The sequence below is a fragment of the Stenotrophomonas cyclobalanopsidis genome (genome assembly GCF_008710035.1).
In the GTDB taxonomy this organism is placed as follows: Bacteria; Pseudomonadota; Gammaproteobacteria; order Xanthomonadales; family Xanthomonadaceae; genus Stenotrophomonas; species Stenotrophomonas cyclobalanopsidis.
On the sequence record NZ_VYKI01000021.1, the window covers coordinates 21,089 to 37,018 of the forward strand.

A 15,930-nucleotide genomic window follows, 5' to 3' on the forward strand; every position below is an offset into this window, starting at 1 on the left:
CGGTCAGTCCTTCTGGGGGGAGGCGAGCCAGCCGCGCGGCAACATCCGCGAGAGGGTGGCATCTCGTTGGAACAGGTGGTGGTAGAAGGCAGCGCCGGCATGGGCCAGTACCACCGCGATCAACAGCCAGAAACCGTATTCGTGGATGGCATGGGACACCGCGACGGTCTGCGGGTCGGGGCCGCTCAGCTTGGGTACGTCGACCAGGCCGAACCAGCGGAACGGTCGCAGGCCGCTGGCCGAGTCGTACAGCCAGCCGGACAGCGGAATGGCGAACATCAGCACGTACAGCAGCACGTGCGTGGCGCTGGCAATGCGTTCGTGCCAGCTGGGCACGCCCGGCACGGGCTTCGGCGCGCCGGCATACAGGCGCCAGCCGAGGCGGAACAGCACCAGGGCAAGCACGGTGATGCCGATCGACTTGTGCGCGGTGTAGACCCAGAAGTACTTCGGGGTCTTCGGCAGTTCACCCATGGTCAGGCCGACGATGCCCAGGGCAAGGATCAGCAGGGCGATCAACCAGTGCAGGGTCTGGCTGACACTGCCCCAGGCGGCGGGAGTGTTCTTGGCAGTCATCGGGAATCCTTGGGGGCCGTCGTGCTGTCGGAGTGGGAATCAGGGGCGGGAGTTCCCGGGGCATCGCTGCGGTCGAATGCCGCTTCGGCCTCGATCCTCACCTGTACGGCATCACCGATCACGCCCGGCCAGGCCGTGATGCCGAAGGCACGGCGGCTGAGCGTGGTGGTGGCCGAGAAGCCGACGGTGCGGCGGAACGGCGGTAGCGGATAGCGCTTGACCGCGTTGAGGGTGACATCCAGCACTACCGGCTGGCTGACCCCACGCAGGGTCAGGGTGCCGGCAACCTGTGCATGCTTCTCATCGACCGGCTCCACGTGGGTGGAGACGAAGCGTGCAGTGGGGAAGCGTTCGCCATCGAGCAGGCTGCGGGCGAGGGTGGCCTGGTTCCATTTGTCATCGCCCAGGTCCAGTCGCGACACGGGAATCTCGACGTCCAGGGTCGCTTCACGCCAGTTGTCGGGATCGAACCGCAGCTGTCCCGCACTGCCGGAAATGGTGCCCATCGCCTGCGAGTAACCGGCGTGGTCGATCGAGAACAGCACGCGGGTATGCACCGGATCGATACGCCACGCATCATTGCCCGCCCAGGCCGGGGCGGCGGCGAGCAGCAGGGGCAGCAGGGCCAGGCAGGGACGCATCGGCAGGGCTCGGCGGAAAGGTGCCTCGATCATACGCACAGGCCCTGAGCTGCGCTGTATGCACGGCTGCAACAGTTCGTGGTGGCGATGCAGGTGGAAACAGCCCGTTGCAGCGATGACCCCGGCCCTGTGTGACAATCGGCGCAGGACAGGGGGTTCAGGATGAAGAGCGGCTGGCGCCGGTACCGGCGGTGCATCGCAGGGGCAGGTCTGTTGCTGGTGGCGTTGGCCACTTCCGCAGCGACCTTGGACATGGCAGGTGAAACACCGCGCCTGCGCCGCTTCGGTGCGGCCGAAGGATTGCCCTCGCGCATGGTGCTGGCCCTGGCCGAAGACCGCACCGGGCACATATGGGCGGCCACCGATGGCGGCCTGGCACGCTATGACGGCGGCACCCTGCGGGTCTGGCAGCACGATCCGGAACAGCCCGGCTCGCTGCCCGGCAATGAGATCGAAACGCTGATGGTCGATCCGCTCGACCGCGTATGGGTCGGCATCAACGGCAAGGGCGTGGCCCGGCTGGATGCCGACCGCGAGCGCTTCAGGTCTTTTGACGCACTCAACAGCCAATGCCAGGGCCAGGCCTGGACCCTGGCCTATGCCCAGGATGCGCTGTGGGTCGGCAGCAGCACCCATGGCGTCTGCCGCATGGGCGAGGACGGCAGCCTGCACTTCTTCCGGAAGTCGGCGGGTGGGCTGCCCAGCGACACCATCTACAGCAGTCTGGTCGACGCGCAGGGCCGCCTGTGGCTGGGCACCGAGGCCGGCCTGGCACGCTGGAACGGCACGGCCTTCGAAGCGGTGGCCGCACGCGAACTGGGCGCGGTGAGCGTACTGCGTCTGAGCCGTGACGCCGAGGGTGCGATCTGGATCGGCACCCAGAACGATGGCCTGTACCGGATCGATGCGCAGGACCGGGTCAGCCGGCCGCGTTGGGCCGACAGTGCCCAGCTGCGTTCGGCGATCGTGTTGGCCGACCGCCAGGGTGGTTACTGGGCCGGTACCTCCGATGGCCTGCTGCGCGGTGATGCGGCCCAGCTGCGGCGCCTGGAAGGCGACCGCGGCAGCGGATTCCTGACCAGCCACAGCGGCGTGCTGGACCTGCTGCAGGACCACGAAGGTGGCATGTGGGTGGCGCTGCTGACCCAGGGCCTGGCCTACCTGCCGCCGGACTGGCGGCGCTTTTCCACCTGGTACCAGCTGGATGGTCGTCCGCTGGACAGCCAGTACCTGTTGAGCGCGGCCAGCGACGGCCGCAACTACTTCGTCGGCTCGGCCCACGGCGTCTACCAGCTCAATGCGCAGGGCACGCTGAGCCTGCTGGCCAGCGACCGCGAACTGGGCAGCGGTGCGGTGTGGTCGGTGCTTCCGCGCCCTGATGGCCGCTTGTGGCTGGGCCGTGCGGGGCGGCTGAGCGTCTACGACCCGGCGCGGCGCACGCTGCGCGACTGGCCCATTGCCGGTGGCGCCGACCTGCGCCAGCGCATCGACCTGATGCGCGAGGCGCCGGATGGCACGGTCTGGATCTCGGTGATGAACCTCGGCCTGCAGCACCGCGCCAGTGATGGCCGGGTGCTGCGCACCTTCGAACTGGCCGCGCTGAGCGGCGAAGGCGATGTGCCGGTGGAGCAGATACGCTTCGATGCGCGCGGCCAGACCTGGCTGGTTGGTGCGATGGGCGTCTGGCGCGAACAGGCCGACCGTTTCGTCGCCGTGCCCGGGGTGTCGCAGGGGCAGATCTTCGATCTGCTCTGGATCGACCCGCAGCAGGTGTGGCTGGCGCGGCAGGGTGCGTTCGAACGCTACCAGTGGGATGGCCTGGGCCTGCGCCTGATCCAGCGCGTCGATGCCACCTACGGCATGCCGCCGGTCAGCATGGGCGGACTGGCGCTGGGCCGCGATGGGCGCGTGTGGGCGACCACGCCGCGCGGGCTGCTGCGCTGGGATCCGCAGATGCGGCGCGTGCAGCAGTTCAACGAACGCGATGGCCTGCCCGATGCCGAGTTCACCGGACGGCCGCCGGCGATCGGCGCCGACGGCCGGGTGCTTGCGGTCACCCAGACCGGCCTGGTCGGTTTCGATCCAGATGCGCCCGACGTGGAGCTGCCGCCCTCGCAACTGGTGATCGCGCAGGTGCGCGTGCGCCGCGACGATGCACGGGGCTGGCAGCCGCTGCCGGCCTCCGGCACGCTGCTGCTGGGCCCGGATGATCGCGACCTGCAGATCGACGCGCGCCTGCTGTCCTACGCCAACCCGCAGGGCAACCGGTACCGGTTCCGCGTTGAAGGCTATGACCAGAACTGGGTGGAGCAGGGCGGTGATGGCCAGCGCACGCTGTCGCGGCTGCCGCCGGGGCTGTATTCGATCCAGGTGCAGGCCGCCACCGCCAGCGGGCCGTGGACGGCTTCGCAGCGGCTGCAGGTAAAAGTGCTGCCGCCGTGGTGGCGCAGCGGCATGGCCATCTTCGGCTACCTGATGCTGGGCTCGCTGTTGTTGCTGGTGATGGTGTGGTCGATCCGCCGACGCCTGCGGCGGCGCCAGCAATGGCAGTTGACCGTGCACAAGCAGCAGCTGGCCGAACAGGCCTCGCAGGCCAAGAGCCGCTTCCTGGCCACGCTGGGCCACGAGGTGCGCACGCCGATGACTGGCGTGCTGGGCATGAGCGAGCTGCTGCTGGCCACCGAACTGGACCCGGTGCAGCGCAGCTATGCCGGGTCGATCCAGCAGGCCGGCAGCCATCTGCTGCGGCTGGTGAACGACGCACTGGACCTGGCCCGCATCGAAGCGGGTCGCCTGGAACTGGATATCCGTCCGTTCGATATGAACGGCCTGCTCGACCAGGTGCAGGCGCTGATGCAGCCGATGGCGCAGCAGCGGCAGCTGGCGTTCCAGCGCGAGGACGCGCTGCCCGGCCCGGTCTGCGTCAGCGGCGATGAAATGCGGGTACGGCAGATCCTGCTCAACCTGCTCGGCAACGCGGTCAAGTTTACCGATCGCGGCTACGTCGGGCTCGGCGCCATCCTCGACGACGACGGCAATGGCGTGACCTTCGAGGTCAGCGACAGTGGGCCGGGCATCAACGCAGAGCAGCAGCGCCGGCTGTTCCATCGCTTCGAACAGGCCGACGGGCCCCGCACCGCCTCGCGCTACGGCGGCAGTGGGCTGGGTCTGGCGATCTGCCAGGAACTGGCGGTGGCGATGGGCGGACGCATCGACGTGGACAGCCAGCTGGGCCGGGGCGCGCGTTTCCGCGTGTGGGTTCCGCTGCCATGGACCCGCCAGGCGGCGTCGGCGCAGAGCGAGGTGAGCACGGTGCCGGTGCTGCCGGCCCTGCGCATCCTGCTGGTGGAAGACGATGTGACCGTGGCCGAGGTCATCGCCGGCCTGCTGCGCGCACGCGGGCACCAGGTCGTGCACGTGCTGCACGGGCTGGGTGCGCTTTCGGAGATCGCCACCGACGGCTTTGATGTCGGCCTGCTCGACCTGGACCTGCCGGCGCTGGATGGCACCGCCATCGCCCGCCAGCTGCGTGCGATGGGCTACGAGCTGCCACTGGTGGCGGTGACCGCGCGTTCCGATGCGTATGCGGAAACCCAGGTGCTCGCTGCCGGTTTCGACGGGTTCCTGCGCAAGCCGGTGACCGGCGACCTGCTGGTGTCGGCGATCCTGCAGGCCCGGACAAAACGCCAGGTGGATGTCTGATCGAGGCACTGGTTGGCGTGAATGCCCTGACTTTCGGTTTACCATGCCGACGCCGCACAACGCGGGGTCCATCAACAGGCAATGTGAGGAGGCAATCGGTGGCGTATCTGCGGGCGGTGACGCTGCTGCTGATCCTCCTGTGCGTCCTGGCGCCCGTGGCCGCGCAGCCGGTGCCGCCGACCCCGCGGCAGGTGACCGTGTTCGACGGCCTGCCGTCCAATACCGTCAACCGCATGGCCGAGGACCGCTACGGCTACCTGTGGATCGCCACCAATGACGGTCTCGCCCGCTACGACGGGCGCAATTACCGCGTCTGGCGTTCCGAGGACGGACTGCGCGACAACCGCATCTGGACCGTGCTGGTCGATGCCCGGAACGAGCTGTGGATCGGCACCGAGAATGCCGGCGTGGTGCGGATGTCGGCCGACCGCCGGCAGCTGCGCTTCTACGACCGCAGCAGCCAGCCGCTGATGACCAGCAATACGGTGTGGAGCCTGGCCTCCACCCCGGATGGGGCCGTCTGGTTCGGTACCTACGGCGGTGGTCTGTACCGGCTGGATGACAAGGACCGCCTGCAGCGCTTCCTGCCCGAACCAGGCAACCCGCGCAGCGTGCCGGCCGCGTCGATTCCGTTCCTGGCGACCCTGCCCGATGGCACGCTGTGGGTGGGGACCAAGCATGGCGTCGCGCGCTGGACCGGTACAGATTTCGAGCGCATTGCAGCAGGCGTGCTGCCCAGCCAGCCGGTCAATGGCCTGACCGCCGAGCCCGATGGCAGCCTGTGGATCAGCACCATGGCCGGCGCTACCGTGCGCAGGCCGGAAGGCCATTTCGAGGCGGCGCCATGGCAGTTGCCGGCCGGTGAGCAGGTACTGGGGATGATGCTGCGCGATGAGCAGGGCGGGCATTGGCTGGACACACGCAGTGGCCTGGGTCGCGCGGTGAATGGCCAGTACCAGACCGTGCCGTTGTACAGCGCCGTGGCGCGGGGCCAGGTGCGGCCCAACTGGTCTGGTGCCTATGAAGACCGCGAAGGTGGCATCTGGCTGGCCAGCACCAACGCCGGCCTGTGGCACCTGCTGCCGCGATGGTGGCAGTTCTCGGTGTTCTCGCGGTTGGAAGACAACGCATCATCGCTGCGCAATGCCTACGTGCTCGGTACCAGCCCATCGGCCAACGGTGGGGTGTGGACGGTCGGGGGCCACGGTGCGCTGGATCGGTTCGATCCGGTTTCCGGCCGTATCGAACAGCATCGGACCTTCCTCAATGGCATGCACTGGCTGACATCGGTGCGCGAGGATGGCCGCGGATTCGTATGGGTCGGTTCCACCGACGCACTGCTGCGCTACGATCCCCGCACCCGCGCGCTGCAACGCTGGGACCGTAGCAGCGGCGCCGACGCCATGATGGAAGGCAGCATCGATGCGATGGTGACCTGCGACGGCGACAGCCTCTGGCTGATGCTGGCTTCTGGCCTGCAGCAACGCGACCTGGATGGCCACCTGCGCCAGCAGCTTGAGAATGGCCGCGACGGCCTGCAGGCAGGCCAGCTCAACATGGATGTCGAGTGCGGTCCGCAGGGCCGGATCTGGCTGGCCAGCAGCCGCGGCCTGCTGCAGTGGCAGCCTGAGGCGCAGCGCTTCCAGCCTGTGCCCGGGGCGCCGGCCACGCCGGTGTATGCGATCGACGTGGCCGCCGATGGTCAGGTCTGGCTGTCCGAAGATGGGCGACTGTCACGCTACCTCTGGCGCAAAGGGCGCCTGGAGCGGCAGGCGGTGATCGGCAGCGAGCAGGGCTACCCGGCCATCGCCGCGACCGGCCTGGTGGTCGACGTACGGGGCGTGGCCTGGGCCAGCGGTGCGCGCGGCCTGGTGCGGGTGGGTGCCGATGGCAAGAGCGTGCGCCTGTATGGCGTGCATGACGGCCTGCCCAGCCAGGAATTCCGCGAGCACACGCTGATCGCTTCGACGAGTGGGCGGTTGGTGGCCGGCACGCCAGCCGGCGTAGTCGCGTTCGATCCCGACCTGGTGCGACCTTCGACCCGGCGCGCGCCGCTGGTGATCGAGCGGGTGGAGGTGCGCCGCAACGAACAGGTGCTGGACCTGACCCACGACACGCCGCTGCAGATTGCCGATGGTGACCGTGACCTGCGAATCGTCGCGCGCCTGTTGTCCTTTGCCGATTCCGCATCCAACAGCTACCGCTTCCGGCTGAACGGGTACGACCCGGACTGGGTGGAAGTGGGGCCGGGCGGCGAGCGCCTGTTCTCGCGCCTGCCGCCGGGTGCGTACCGGCTGGAAGTGCAGGCGCGCTCGGCCGACCACGTGTGGTCGCGGGTGGAAGCGCTGGAGTTCCATGTGCAGCCGCCGTGGTGGCGCAGCCTGTCCGGATTGCTGGTGCTGGCGTCCATCGCACTGCTGCTGACCAGCTGGTTCGCCTGGCTGTACCGGCGCCGCCTGCAGCGGCAGCACGCTTACCAGTTGGCCCTGCACAAGCAGGAACTGGCCGAACAGGCATCAGCGGCGAAGACGCGGTTCCTGGCCAACCTGGGCCATGAGATCCGCACGCCGATGACCGGTGTGCTGGGCATGAGCGAACTGCTGCTGGCCTCGCCGCTGGACCCGCAGCAGCGCGGTTACACGCAGTCGATCCGTCATGCCGGCGAACACCTGCTGCACCTGGTGAACGATGCACTGGACCTGGCCCGGATCGAATCGGGTCGTCTGGAACTGCAGTCGCGACCGTTCTCGCTGAACGGCCTGCTGCAGGATCTCGCCGCCCTGATGGGTCCGCTGGCCGCACAGAAGGGCCTGCGCTTCGTGCTGGACAACCAGCTGCCGGCGGGCCTGCAGGCGACCGGTGATGCGATGCGGGTACGACAGATCCTGCTGAACCTGCTGTCCAACGCCGTCAAGTTCACCAGCCGCGGCACCATCACCCTGCTTGTGCGCTGCGAGGATGGCCCGCGTGGCCTGCATTTCGAAGTGCACGACACCGGCCCGGGCATCAACCAGGAGCAGCAGCAGCGCCTGTTCCGCCGTTTCGAACAGGCCGACGGCGCACGTACGGCGGCGCAGTACGGTGGCAGTGGCCTGGGACTGGCGATCTGCCGCGAACTGGCGCAGGCCATGCAGGGCCGGATCCGGGTGGAGAGCCAGCTTGGCAGTGGCACCCGCTTCGAGGTGAGCCTGCCGCTGCCGCTGCAGCAGGATGGCGCAAGCGAAGACGGCGAGGCGACGCTGGGCGAGGACGCGGTGGCGAACATGCCGGCGCTGCGCATCCTGCTTGTGGAAGACGATGCCACCGTGGCCGATGTGGTGATCGGCCTGTTGACCGCGCGCGGCCATGAGGTGGTGCATGCCGGCCATGCGCTGGCGGCACTGCGCGAGATCAGCGCGGACGATTTCGATGTCGGCCTGCTGGACCTGGACCTGCCGGGCCTGAGTGGCTTCGAGCTGGCCCAGCACCTGCGCAACCAGGGCTACATGCTGCCGCTGCTGGCGGTGACCGCGCGTACCGATGCGGACCTGCAGGAGCAGGTGGAGGCCGCGGGCATCGGCGGGTTCCTGCGCAAGCCGGTGACCGGTGAGCTGCTGGTCGAAGCGATCGCGCGGGTACTGGGGCGGTAGGTTTTTTGCAGGGCTTGCAGCCCTGCACCTGCCAAAATCAACGTCAACTTCAGAAGCTGGCTATCCGTGGGATGGCGGGGTGGATCCGGTTGAGGGGGACGCCGTAAATACCTCCATGTAGGCTTGGTCGCGCCATCCATGGCGCTCACACCCCCTCAACCGGACCCACCCCGCCTTCGACAGACTTCCGCGATCTGTCGGAACGGCGTTCTGCTTTGGTGGGTGCCGACCGTTGGTCGGCACGGGGTCTGTCGGAATGGCGATCTGCTGGGGTAGGTGTCGACCTTGGTCGACACAATAGATCCACGCCATGCGTGGATGAATTGATTCGATATCTGACAGAAAAATCGTGTCGACCAAGGTCGACACCTACCAACAGCCGCACAGTCGCAGTTACCAACAGTCGCGTGAAACTGTCGAAGGCGGGGCACTGTGGGTTTGCGGGGTGTGAGCCGCATGGATGCGGCGACCAAGCCTACATGGACGTATTCACGGCGTCCCCGCAAACCCACAGTGCCCCGCCATCCCACGGAATGCCGCTCTTGATCTTGAGGTTGCCGGCCAGCGGCCGGCACTACCGCAGGTGCAGGGCGCAGCCCTGCCGAAAAAAACCTACTCTGCGACCGGCTCGACCTGCCGCGGTTCCGGCCTCGTATCCGGCAGCTGCCAGAAAATCATCGTCGAGGTCAGCGTGATCGCACCCACGCAGATGAACGTCGCATGCAGCGCCGCTGTCGCACCATGGCCTTCCAGGTGCGTGCCGAACGCCGCCAGCAGGCTGCCGGCCGCCGCCGCGCCGAAACCGGCCGCGAGCATCATCACCATCGACAGCAGGCTGTTGCCCGAGCTGGCGTACTCACGGTCCAGGTCACGCAGGGTCACGGTGTTCATCACGGTGAACTGCAGCGAATTGACCGCACCGAAGAACGCCAGCTGCACCAGGCGCCAGGCCAGGTGCTGGCCCGGGTCCATCAGGATGAAACTGGCCATCGCAAAGCCCACCAGTACGGTGTTGATCATCAGCACGCGGCGGTAGCCGTAGCGTTCGACCAGCTTCACTGCCAGCTGCTTGGACACCATGCCTGCCGCGGCCACCGGCACCATCATCAGGCCCGCGTGCATCGGGCCCAGGCCGAGGCCGACCTGCAGCAGCAGCGGGATCAGCATCGGCATGGCGCTGCTGCCGATGCGCGAGAACAGGTTGCCGAGGATGCCGATGCGGTAGCTGGGCACGCGGAACAGCGCCAGCGAAAACAGCGGCGCGGTGGAGTTGGCCGCGTGCAGCCAGTAGCCGACCAGCGCGGCCAGGCCGGCCACGGTCATCAGCATGATCAATGCGTGCGGCGTGCCCAGCCCGGAGATGCCATCCAGTGCCAGCGACAGCACCACCATCGCGAAGGCCAGCATGATGTAGCCGCGCAGGTCGAAGCGGGTGCGATGGCTGGCGTAGTGGTCGGGCATGATCTTCATCGCGGCGACGAAACCGATCACGCCGATCGGCAGGTTTATCAGGAACACCCAGTGCCACGAGGCGATTTCCACCAGCCAGCCGCCGAGGGTGGGGCCGATCAGCGGGCCGATGAGTGCGGGGATGGCGATGAAGCTCATCGCACGCAGGAAGTCCTCGCGCGGCACCGAGCGCATCACCGCCAGGCGGCCAACCGGGAGCAGCATCGCGCCGCCGATGCCCTGCAGCACGCGCGCGCCGACCAGCTGGTGCAGGTGCTGGGCCAGCGCGCAGGCCAGCGAGCCGAGGGTGAACAGGATGATCGCCACCAGGAAGGTGCGGCGGGTGCCGTAGCGGTCGGCGATCCAGCCGGAGGCGGGGATGAAGGTGGCGACCGCCAGCGCGTAGCTGAAGACCACCGACTGCATCTGCAGCGGGCTTTCGCCCAGGCTCTTGGCCATCGCCGGCAGCGCGGTGTTGACGATGGTCGAATCGAGCATCTGCATGAAGATCGCCAGCGACACCAGCCAGAGAAGCGGGCGGAAACGGGCGTATTCGGCGGCGGATGCGGCGGTGTCGGGTGCGGGCGCGCCTGCGGGCGACGGTTCGGACATGGCGTGGGGGCCGGTGCAGCGTGGGGCCGCCATGATCGCGCAAGGCGGGTCACGGCGCGATCAATGCCGCGCCGTGGCCCGTGCCGGGGTTCAGCGCTGGCTGTGCGCGTGCACCGCGTCGACCAGCACCTGCACGTGCGCTGGGTCCATGTCCGGCGACATGCCATGGCCGAGGTTGAACACATGGCCCTCGCGCGAACCGCCGTTGCCGGCCGCATAGGTGTCGAGCACGCGTGCAGCGGCCGCGGCGATGGCGTCGGGCGAGGCGTACAGCGTGGTGGGGTCGAGGTTGCCCTGCAGGGCAACGCGGCCGCCGGTGCGGCGCAGGGCTTCGTCCAGGTCCAGGGTCCAGTCCAGGCCCAGCGCATCGGCGCCGGTCTGCGACAGCGCTTCCAGGTGCAGGCCAGTGCCCTTGCCGAACAGGATCAGCGGCGTGCGCTCGCTGCCTTCGCCGCGTTCCAGGCCTTCGGCGATGCGCTGCAGGTAGCGCAGCGAGAACTCGCGGTACATCGCCGGCGACAGCACGCCGCCCCAGGTGTCGAACACCTGCAGGGCCTGCGCACCGGCCGCGCGCTGTGCGCCGAGGTAGGCGATGACCGCGTCGGTGGTCACTTCCAGCAGGCGGTGCAGGGCCTGCGGGTGGTTCAGCGCCATCGCCTTGATGCGCGCGAAATCCTTGCTGCCTCCGCCTTCCACCATGTAGCAGGCCAGCGTCCACGGGCTGCCGGAGAAGCCGATCAGCGGCACCTGGCCGTCCAGCTCGCAGCGGATCAGGCGCACCGCGTCCATCACATAGCCCAGGTCCTGTTCCATGTCCGGCACCGCCAGCCTGGCGATGGCGGCTTCATCACGCACCGGGTGGCGGAACTTCGGGCCTTCACCTTCGACGAAGTACAGCTCCAGGCCCATCGCATCGGGAATGGTGAGGATGTCCGAGAACAGGATGGCCGCGTCGAGCGGGAAGCGGCGCAGGGGCTGCAGGGTGATCTCGCAGGCGATCTCCGGGTTCTTGGCCATGGCCAGGAAGCTGCCGGCCTTGGCCCGGGTCGCGCGGTACTCCGGCAGGTAGCGGCCGGCCTGGCGCATCAGCCAGACGGGGGTGCAGTCCACCGGTTCGCGGCGCAGGGCGCGCAGCAGGCGATCGTTGCGGAGGGGGCTGGTCACGATGGGCATTCCTTGGGCGAAAGTTGGCAGCGGCGTCAGTCGCCGTGCGAAAGCATCTGGAAGCCGCGATGCAGTTCGGCATCACGGGCCTTCTCGAAGGCGTGGCGGGCTTCGTCTGCCTGCAGGAACAGCTCGCGCCGCAGCTGCGAGCGCGCACCGACGCGGCCGCTCTCGCGCAGCAGCTCCCAGCCGCCGAACAGGTCCGGCTGCAGGCTCAGGCGCAGGAAGCGCGGTGCCTGCGCACCGGCATCGGGATGTTGCAGGTAGACGTGCATGGACCGATTGTATCGCCCCGGGGGCGACACGGACCTGCAGAGCCGAGCCCATGCTCGGCTGCGCTTCATGCCGCGAATGACCGGTAGCGCCGGGCCATGCCCGGCGCAGGTGCGCGGTGTCAGCCCGCGCCCAGCACCTTCAGCACCGCCGCTTCATCCACGTCCGGCACCACTTCGGCCCGGCCCATGCCGCGCCACAGCACCAGGCGCAGGCGGCCGGCCACGTTCTTCTTGTCCAGCCGCATGCGGCCCAGCAGGGCCTGCGGGTCAAGCCCGGCGGGGATCGCCACCGGCAGCTGCAGCTTTTCCAGCAGCGCCTGCAGGCGCACGCGGTCGGCATCCTCGGCCAGGCCCAGATCGGTGGACAGCTTCGCCGCCAGCACCATGCCCACGGCCACGGCCTCGCCATGGTTCAGTGCATCGCGGCCCGGCGCCGAATAGCCCTGTTCGGTCTCGATGGCATGGCCGAAAGTGTGGCCGAGGTTGAGCAGGGCGCGCTCGCCCTTCTCGAACGGGTCGCGCTCGACGATGGCGGCCTTGTGCCGGCAGCTGCGTGCGATGGCCTCGGCCAGCGCGGCATCTTCGCCGGCCAGCAGCGCCTCGGCGTGCTGCTGCAGCCATTCGAAGAACACCGCATCGCCCAGCGCACCGTACTTCACTACTTCGGCCAGGCCGGCACGCAGTTCGCGCGGCGGCAGGGTAGCCAGCACGCGGGTATCGGCGATGACCGCACGCGGCGGATGGAAGGCGCCGACCAGATTCTTGCCGGCGGGGATGTCCACGGCGGTCTTGCCGCCCACCGAGGAGTCGACCATCGCCAGCAGGGTGGTCGGCAGCTGCACGCAGTCGACGCCGCGCATCCAGCAGGCTGCGGCGAAACCGGCCAGATCGCCGACCACGCCGCCGCCGAGGGCGAACACGCAGGCATCGCGGGTGGCGCCCAGCGCGGCCAGTGCTTCGATGGCGCGGCCGAACTCGGCCAGGGTCTTGGAAGCCTCGCCGGCCTGCAGCACGTGCTCGCCGACGATCAGGTCCGGGCGCGCGGCCAGCAGGGTCTCTTTCACGGAGGCCAGGTAGCGCGGGGCGACTTCGCTGTCGCTCAGCAGCAGCACGTGGCGGCCGCGCACATGCGAGGCCAGCGCAGCGCCGTCGGCCTGGGCACCGGCGCCGATGGTGATGGAATAGGGGCGGTCGCCGCCAACGGCGACCTGCAGCAGGGCGGGCGAGGTCATGCGGTCAGGTCCTGGCGCTGCCATTGCGTGGCCAGCTTGACGACAAGCTGGGCGGTGGCGTCGGCAGCGGTAAACGGGTCGGTATCGAGGGTGAGGTCGGCCAGCTCGCGGTACAGCGGGTCGCGCAGCGCGGCGAGATCGTGCAGCACCTGCTCGCGGTCCGTGCGCTGCAGCAGCGGCCGGCCCTTGTCGCGGGCCAGGCGTTCCAACTGGGCGGCCACGCTCACGCGGAGGTAGACCACGAAGCCGCGCTGGGCGATCAGCGCACGGTTGCCTGCTTCCAGCACGGCACCGCCACCGGTGGAAACCAGTTGGCCCTGGCCTTCCAGCACGCGAGCCAGAGCCTCGCGCTCATGGCCGCGGAAGCCGGCTTCGCCGGAGTGCTCGAAGATGGTCGGAATGCTGGCGCCAGCGATATCGACGATGGCCTGGTCCACGTCCACGAAGTCCAGCGTGAAGCGCTCGGCCAGGCGGCGGCCGATGCAGGTTTTGCCGGCGCCCATCGGGCCGATCAGGATCAGGTTCGGAGCAGGATTCATGCCCTCTGATCCTACCACTTCCGCACCCCCGGCCTGGCACGATGGTTGCCGTTGGAAGCATCCGCCGCGCCGCGGAAGGCGGCCTCAGCGCACCGCCTGCACCTGGCGCTGGTCGTCCAGCACCACCACATGGTCGGCGCGGTCGGGCAGGGCACGCAGCGCCTGCCGGCTGACCCGTTCGTAGTACTGCACGAAACGCTCCAGCTGCGGACGGCTCATGCCGTGCCGGCCGGGCTGGGCGGCCTGCAGGTGCTGTTCCTGCTGCCAGCGCCAGCGCGGCACCACCGAGAAATCCGGCGGCTGCAGGAACCACAGGCGGTCGCAGCGCTGCCACAGCGCCGGGTAGTCGCGGGCCAGCGCCTGGTTGCACCAGCGCCGCCAGCGGCCATCCGGGTCGGCCTCGCGCTCCAGCGCGTTCAAGGGGCTGTCCAGCTCGGCATCGTCCTGCGCGGGCGTGCCGAGGAACCAGCCTTCGAACACCAGCAGGTCCAGCGGGGCGTCCCACGCTGCCCATTGCGCCTCGGGCAGGCGCTCATCGGCCAGTTTGTCGAAGCGCGGCAGTGCCAGCGGCTGGCGTGCGGCCACCGCGTCAAGCACGGCATGGGCCAGCGGTACATCGTGGGTGCCGGGCGGGCCGCGGGTGATCAGCAGCGGGTGGACCTGGCGGGCGAGGCGCTGGCGTTGCGCGCGGGTCAGGTAGACATCATCGATGGACAGCGCTGCCGCGTTCAGGCCGCGTGCCTGGGCGCGGGCGACCACCTGTGCGGCCAGCGTCGATTTGCCGCTGCCCTGTACGCCGCTGATCGCCAATACTGGCACCGTGGCGCCGCTGGCCAGCGCATCGTCAAGCGCCTGCTCGGCAAGCGCATCCGGGAATCCTTTCACCTGGGGCATGTACGCAGCAGCAACGATGCCGCCACAATAGCCCAATCCGTGTGAGAAGAAGCGAACCATGAGCGACCTTTACGCCGAAGCCTTGTCCACCTTTGCTGCCCTGTTCGACGAGGCAAAGCAGAGCCGCGAGGTCGAGCCCAACGCGATGACCGTGGCCACCGCCGATGCGCAGGGCCGCCCGTCGGCGCGCACCGTGCTGCTGAAGGCCTTCGACGCGCGCGGTTTCGTGTTCTACACGCATCTGGACAGCCACAAGGGCCAGGAGCTGCAGGTCAACCCGCAGGCGGCGCTGCTGTTCCTGTGGCGCAGCCTGCGCGAGGCCGGCATCCAGGTGCGCATCGAAGGGCGAGTGGAGCAGGTGGCCGACGTCGAGGCTGACGCCTATTTCGCCAGCCGCCCGCGCATGAGCCAGATCGGCGCGTGGGCGTCGCTGCAGTCGAAGACGCTGGCAGCGCGCGAGGCGTTCGATGCGCGCGTGGCCGAGGTCGAAGCCCGTTTCCAGGGCAAGGACGTGCCGCGCCCGGACGGCTGGAGCGGCCTGCGTGTAGTGCCGGACCGCATCGAGTTCTGGTACGGCGCGCAGTTCCGCCTGCACGAACGCTGGTGCTATGAAGCCGGTGCCGAAGGGCGCTGGAGCAAGCGGTTGTTGTATCCGTGAATGACGCCGCGCCGACGATCCGCCAGGCCACGCCGGCCGACGCGGCGGCGTGGGCGCAGCTGCGGCTGGACCTGTGGCCCGATGCCGATGACCTGCTGGAGGCGCTGGCGCAGTCGCTGGACGATGCCGAAGGCGCGGTGTTCCTGGCCTGCCTGGCCGATGGTGACGCCGTGGGTTTCGCAGAAGTGCGGCTGCGCCACGACTACGTCAACGGTACCGGATCTTCGCCGGTGGGCTTCCTGGAAGGCTGGTGCGTACAGCCTTCGTGGCAGGGCCATGGCGTGGGCCGTGGCCTGCTGGCGGCGGTGCAGGACTGGACGCGCGCGGCCGGCTGCAGCGAACTCGCTTCGGACAGCCGCGTGGAGGATGTGCACGCGCACGCTGCGCACCGCGCCTGCGGCTTCGAGGAAACCGAGCGCGTGGTGTATTTCCGCATGGCATTGGATGCAGAGCCAGGCCGATAGCCGCTTTGTAGAGTCGTGGGGGGGGGGGGGGGGGGGGGGGGGGGGGGGGCGCACGGGGGGACGGCCGACGACACCACTCACGGGGGGGGGGGCGG

General features: G+C 69.0%; 12 protein-coding genes. 4 read left to right on the top strand and 8 right to left on the bottom strand.

What is annotated here, in order from left to right; genetic code table 11:
- Positions 1-3: 3 nt before the first annotated feature.
- Both FJU31_RS14620 and FJU31_RS14625 read right to left on the bottom strand, forming a co-directional pair.
- Positions 4-576 (bottom strand): cytochrome b, encoded by a 573-nt coding sequence (locus FJU31_RS14620; protein WP_150455394.1) that lies wholly within the window; start codon positions 574-576, stop codon positions 4-6.
- A complete protein-coding gene (locus tag FJU31_RS14625; protein WP_150455395.1) occupies positions 573-1,217 on the bottom strand; it encodes a YceI family protein in 645 nt (214 codons plus the stop codon). Before FJU31_RS14625 ends, FJU31_RS14620 begins: the two co-directional genes overlap by 4 nt.
- 162 nt (positions 1,218-1,379) lie before the next feature.
- Between FJU31_RS14625 and FJU31_RS14630 the strand changes: the two genes are divergently transcribed.
- Together FJU31_RS14630 and FJU31_RS14635 are read left to right on the top strand one after the other, a co-directional pair.
- Positions 1,380-4,919, top strand: a complete 3,540-nt coding sequence (locus tag FJU31_RS14630; RefSeq protein ID WP_150455396.1) for a sensor histidine kinase — start codon at positions 1,380-1,382, stop codon at positions 4,917-4,919.
- A 98-nt stretch (positions 4,920-5,017) separates the two neighbouring features.
- Positions 5,018-8,548, top strand: coding sequence for a hybrid sensor histidine kinase/response regulator (locus FJU31_RS14635; RefSeq protein WP_150455397.1), 3,531 nt, complete (start codon positions 5,018-5,020; stop codon positions 8,546-8,548).
- 612 nt (positions 8,549-9,160) lie between these two features.
- Here FJU31_RS14635 and mdtD read toward each other — a convergent pair.
- The 6 genes from mdtD to FJU31_RS14670 all read right to left on the bottom strand — a co-directional run bounded on the left by mdtD (position 9,161) and on the right by FJU31_RS14670 (position 14,713).
- Positions 9,161-10,609, bottom strand: coding sequence for a multidrug transporter subunit MdtD (mdtD, locus tag FJU31_RS14645; RefSeq protein ID WP_425473713.1), 1,449 nt, complete (start codon positions 10,607-10,609; stop codon positions 9,161-9,163).
- Between the two features lie 90 nt (positions 10,610-10,699).
- Complete coding sequence (gene hemE / locus FJU31_RS14650) at positions 10,700-11,782, bottom strand: uroporphyrinogen decarboxylase (protein WP_150455398.1); 1,083 nt, start codon at positions 11,780-11,782, stop codon at positions 10,700-10,702.
- A 26-nt stretch (positions 11,783-11,808) separates the two neighbouring features.
- The gene (locus FJU31_RS14655) at positions 11,809-12,048 is read right to left on the bottom strand and encodes a WGR domain-containing protein (protein WP_106468857.1); all 240 of its coding nucleotides are present in this window, start codon (positions 12,046-12,048) and stop codon (positions 11,809-11,811) included.
- A 119-nt stretch (positions 12,049-12,167) separates the two neighbouring features.
- A complete protein-coding gene (gene aroB, locus FJU31_RS14660; RefSeq protein ID WP_150455399.1) occupies positions 12,168-13,280 on the bottom strand; it encodes a 3-dehydroquinate synthase in 1,113 nt (370 codons plus the stop codon).
- Positions 13,277-13,819, bottom strand: a complete 543-nt coding sequence (locus FJU31_RS14665; RefSeq protein ID WP_150455400.1) for a shikimate kinase — start codon at positions 13,817-13,819, stop codon at positions 13,277-13,279. Before FJU31_RS14665 ends, aroB begins: the two co-directional genes overlap by 4 nt.
- Before the next feature lie 84 nt (positions 13,820-13,903).
- Positions 13,904-14,713, bottom strand: a complete 810-nt coding sequence (locus tag FJU31_RS14670; protein ID WP_150455401.1) for a kinase — start codon at positions 14,711-14,713, stop codon at positions 13,904-13,906.
- Positions 14,714-14,771: 58 nt separating this feature from the next.
- Between FJU31_RS14670 and pdxH the strand changes: the two genes are divergently transcribed.
- Both pdxH and aacA read left to right on the top strand, forming a co-directional pair.
- Positions 14,772-15,371: a pyridoxamine 5'-phosphate oxidase gene (pdxH, locus tag FJU31_RS14675; RefSeq protein WP_150455402.1), complete on the top strand. Its 600-nt coding sequence runs from the start codon at positions 14,772-14,774 to the stop codon at positions 15,369-15,371.
- Entirely contained in the window at positions 15,368-15,835 is a 468-nt protein-coding gene (aacA, locus tag FJU31_RS14680) for an aminoglycoside 6'-N-acetyltransferase (protein WP_150455403.1), read from the top strand. Before pdxH ends, aacA begins: the two co-directional genes overlap by 4 nt.
- Positions 15,836-15,930 lie beyond the last annotated feature (95 nt).

Coding starts and splice junctions, on each gene's coding strand:
- FJU31_RS14620 (WP_150455394.1), bottom strand. CDS start 576: ATGACTGCCAAGAACACTCCCGCCGCCTGGGGCAGTGTCAGCCAGACC.
- FJU31_RS14625 (WP_150455395.1), bottom strand. CDS start 1,217: ATGCGTCCCTGCCTGGCCCTGCTGCCCCTGCTGCTCGCCGCCGCCCCG.
- FJU31_RS14630 (WP_150455396.1), top strand. CDS start 1,380: ATGAAGAGCGGCTGGCGCCGGTACCGGCGGTGCATCGCAGGGGCAGGT.
- mdtD (WP_425473713.1), bottom strand. CDS start 10,609: ATGTCCGAACCGTCGCCCGCAGGCGCGCCCGCACCCGACACCGCCGCA.
- hemE (WP_150455398.1), bottom strand. CDS start 11,782: ATGCCCATCGTGACCAGCCCCCTCCGCAACGATCGCCTGCTGCGCGCC.
- FJU31_RS14655 (WP_106468857.1), bottom strand. CDS start 12,048: ATGCACGTCTACCTGCAACATCCCGATGCCGGTGCGCAGGCACCGCGC.
- aroB (WP_150455399.1), bottom strand. CDS start 13,280: ATGACCTCGCCCGCCCTGCTGCAGGTCGCCGTTGGCGGCGACCGCCCC.
- FJU31_RS14665 (WP_150455400.1), bottom strand. CDS start 13,819: ATGAATCCTGCTCCGAACCTGATCCTGATCGGCCCGATGGGCGCCGGC.
- FJU31_RS14670 (WP_150455401.1), bottom strand. CDS start 14,713: ATGCCCCAGGTGAAAGGATTCCCGGATGCGCTTGCCGAGCAGGCGCTT.
- pdxH (WP_150455402.1), top strand. CDS start 14,772: ATGAGCGACCTTTACGCCGAAGCCTTGTCCACCTTTGCTGCCCTGTTC.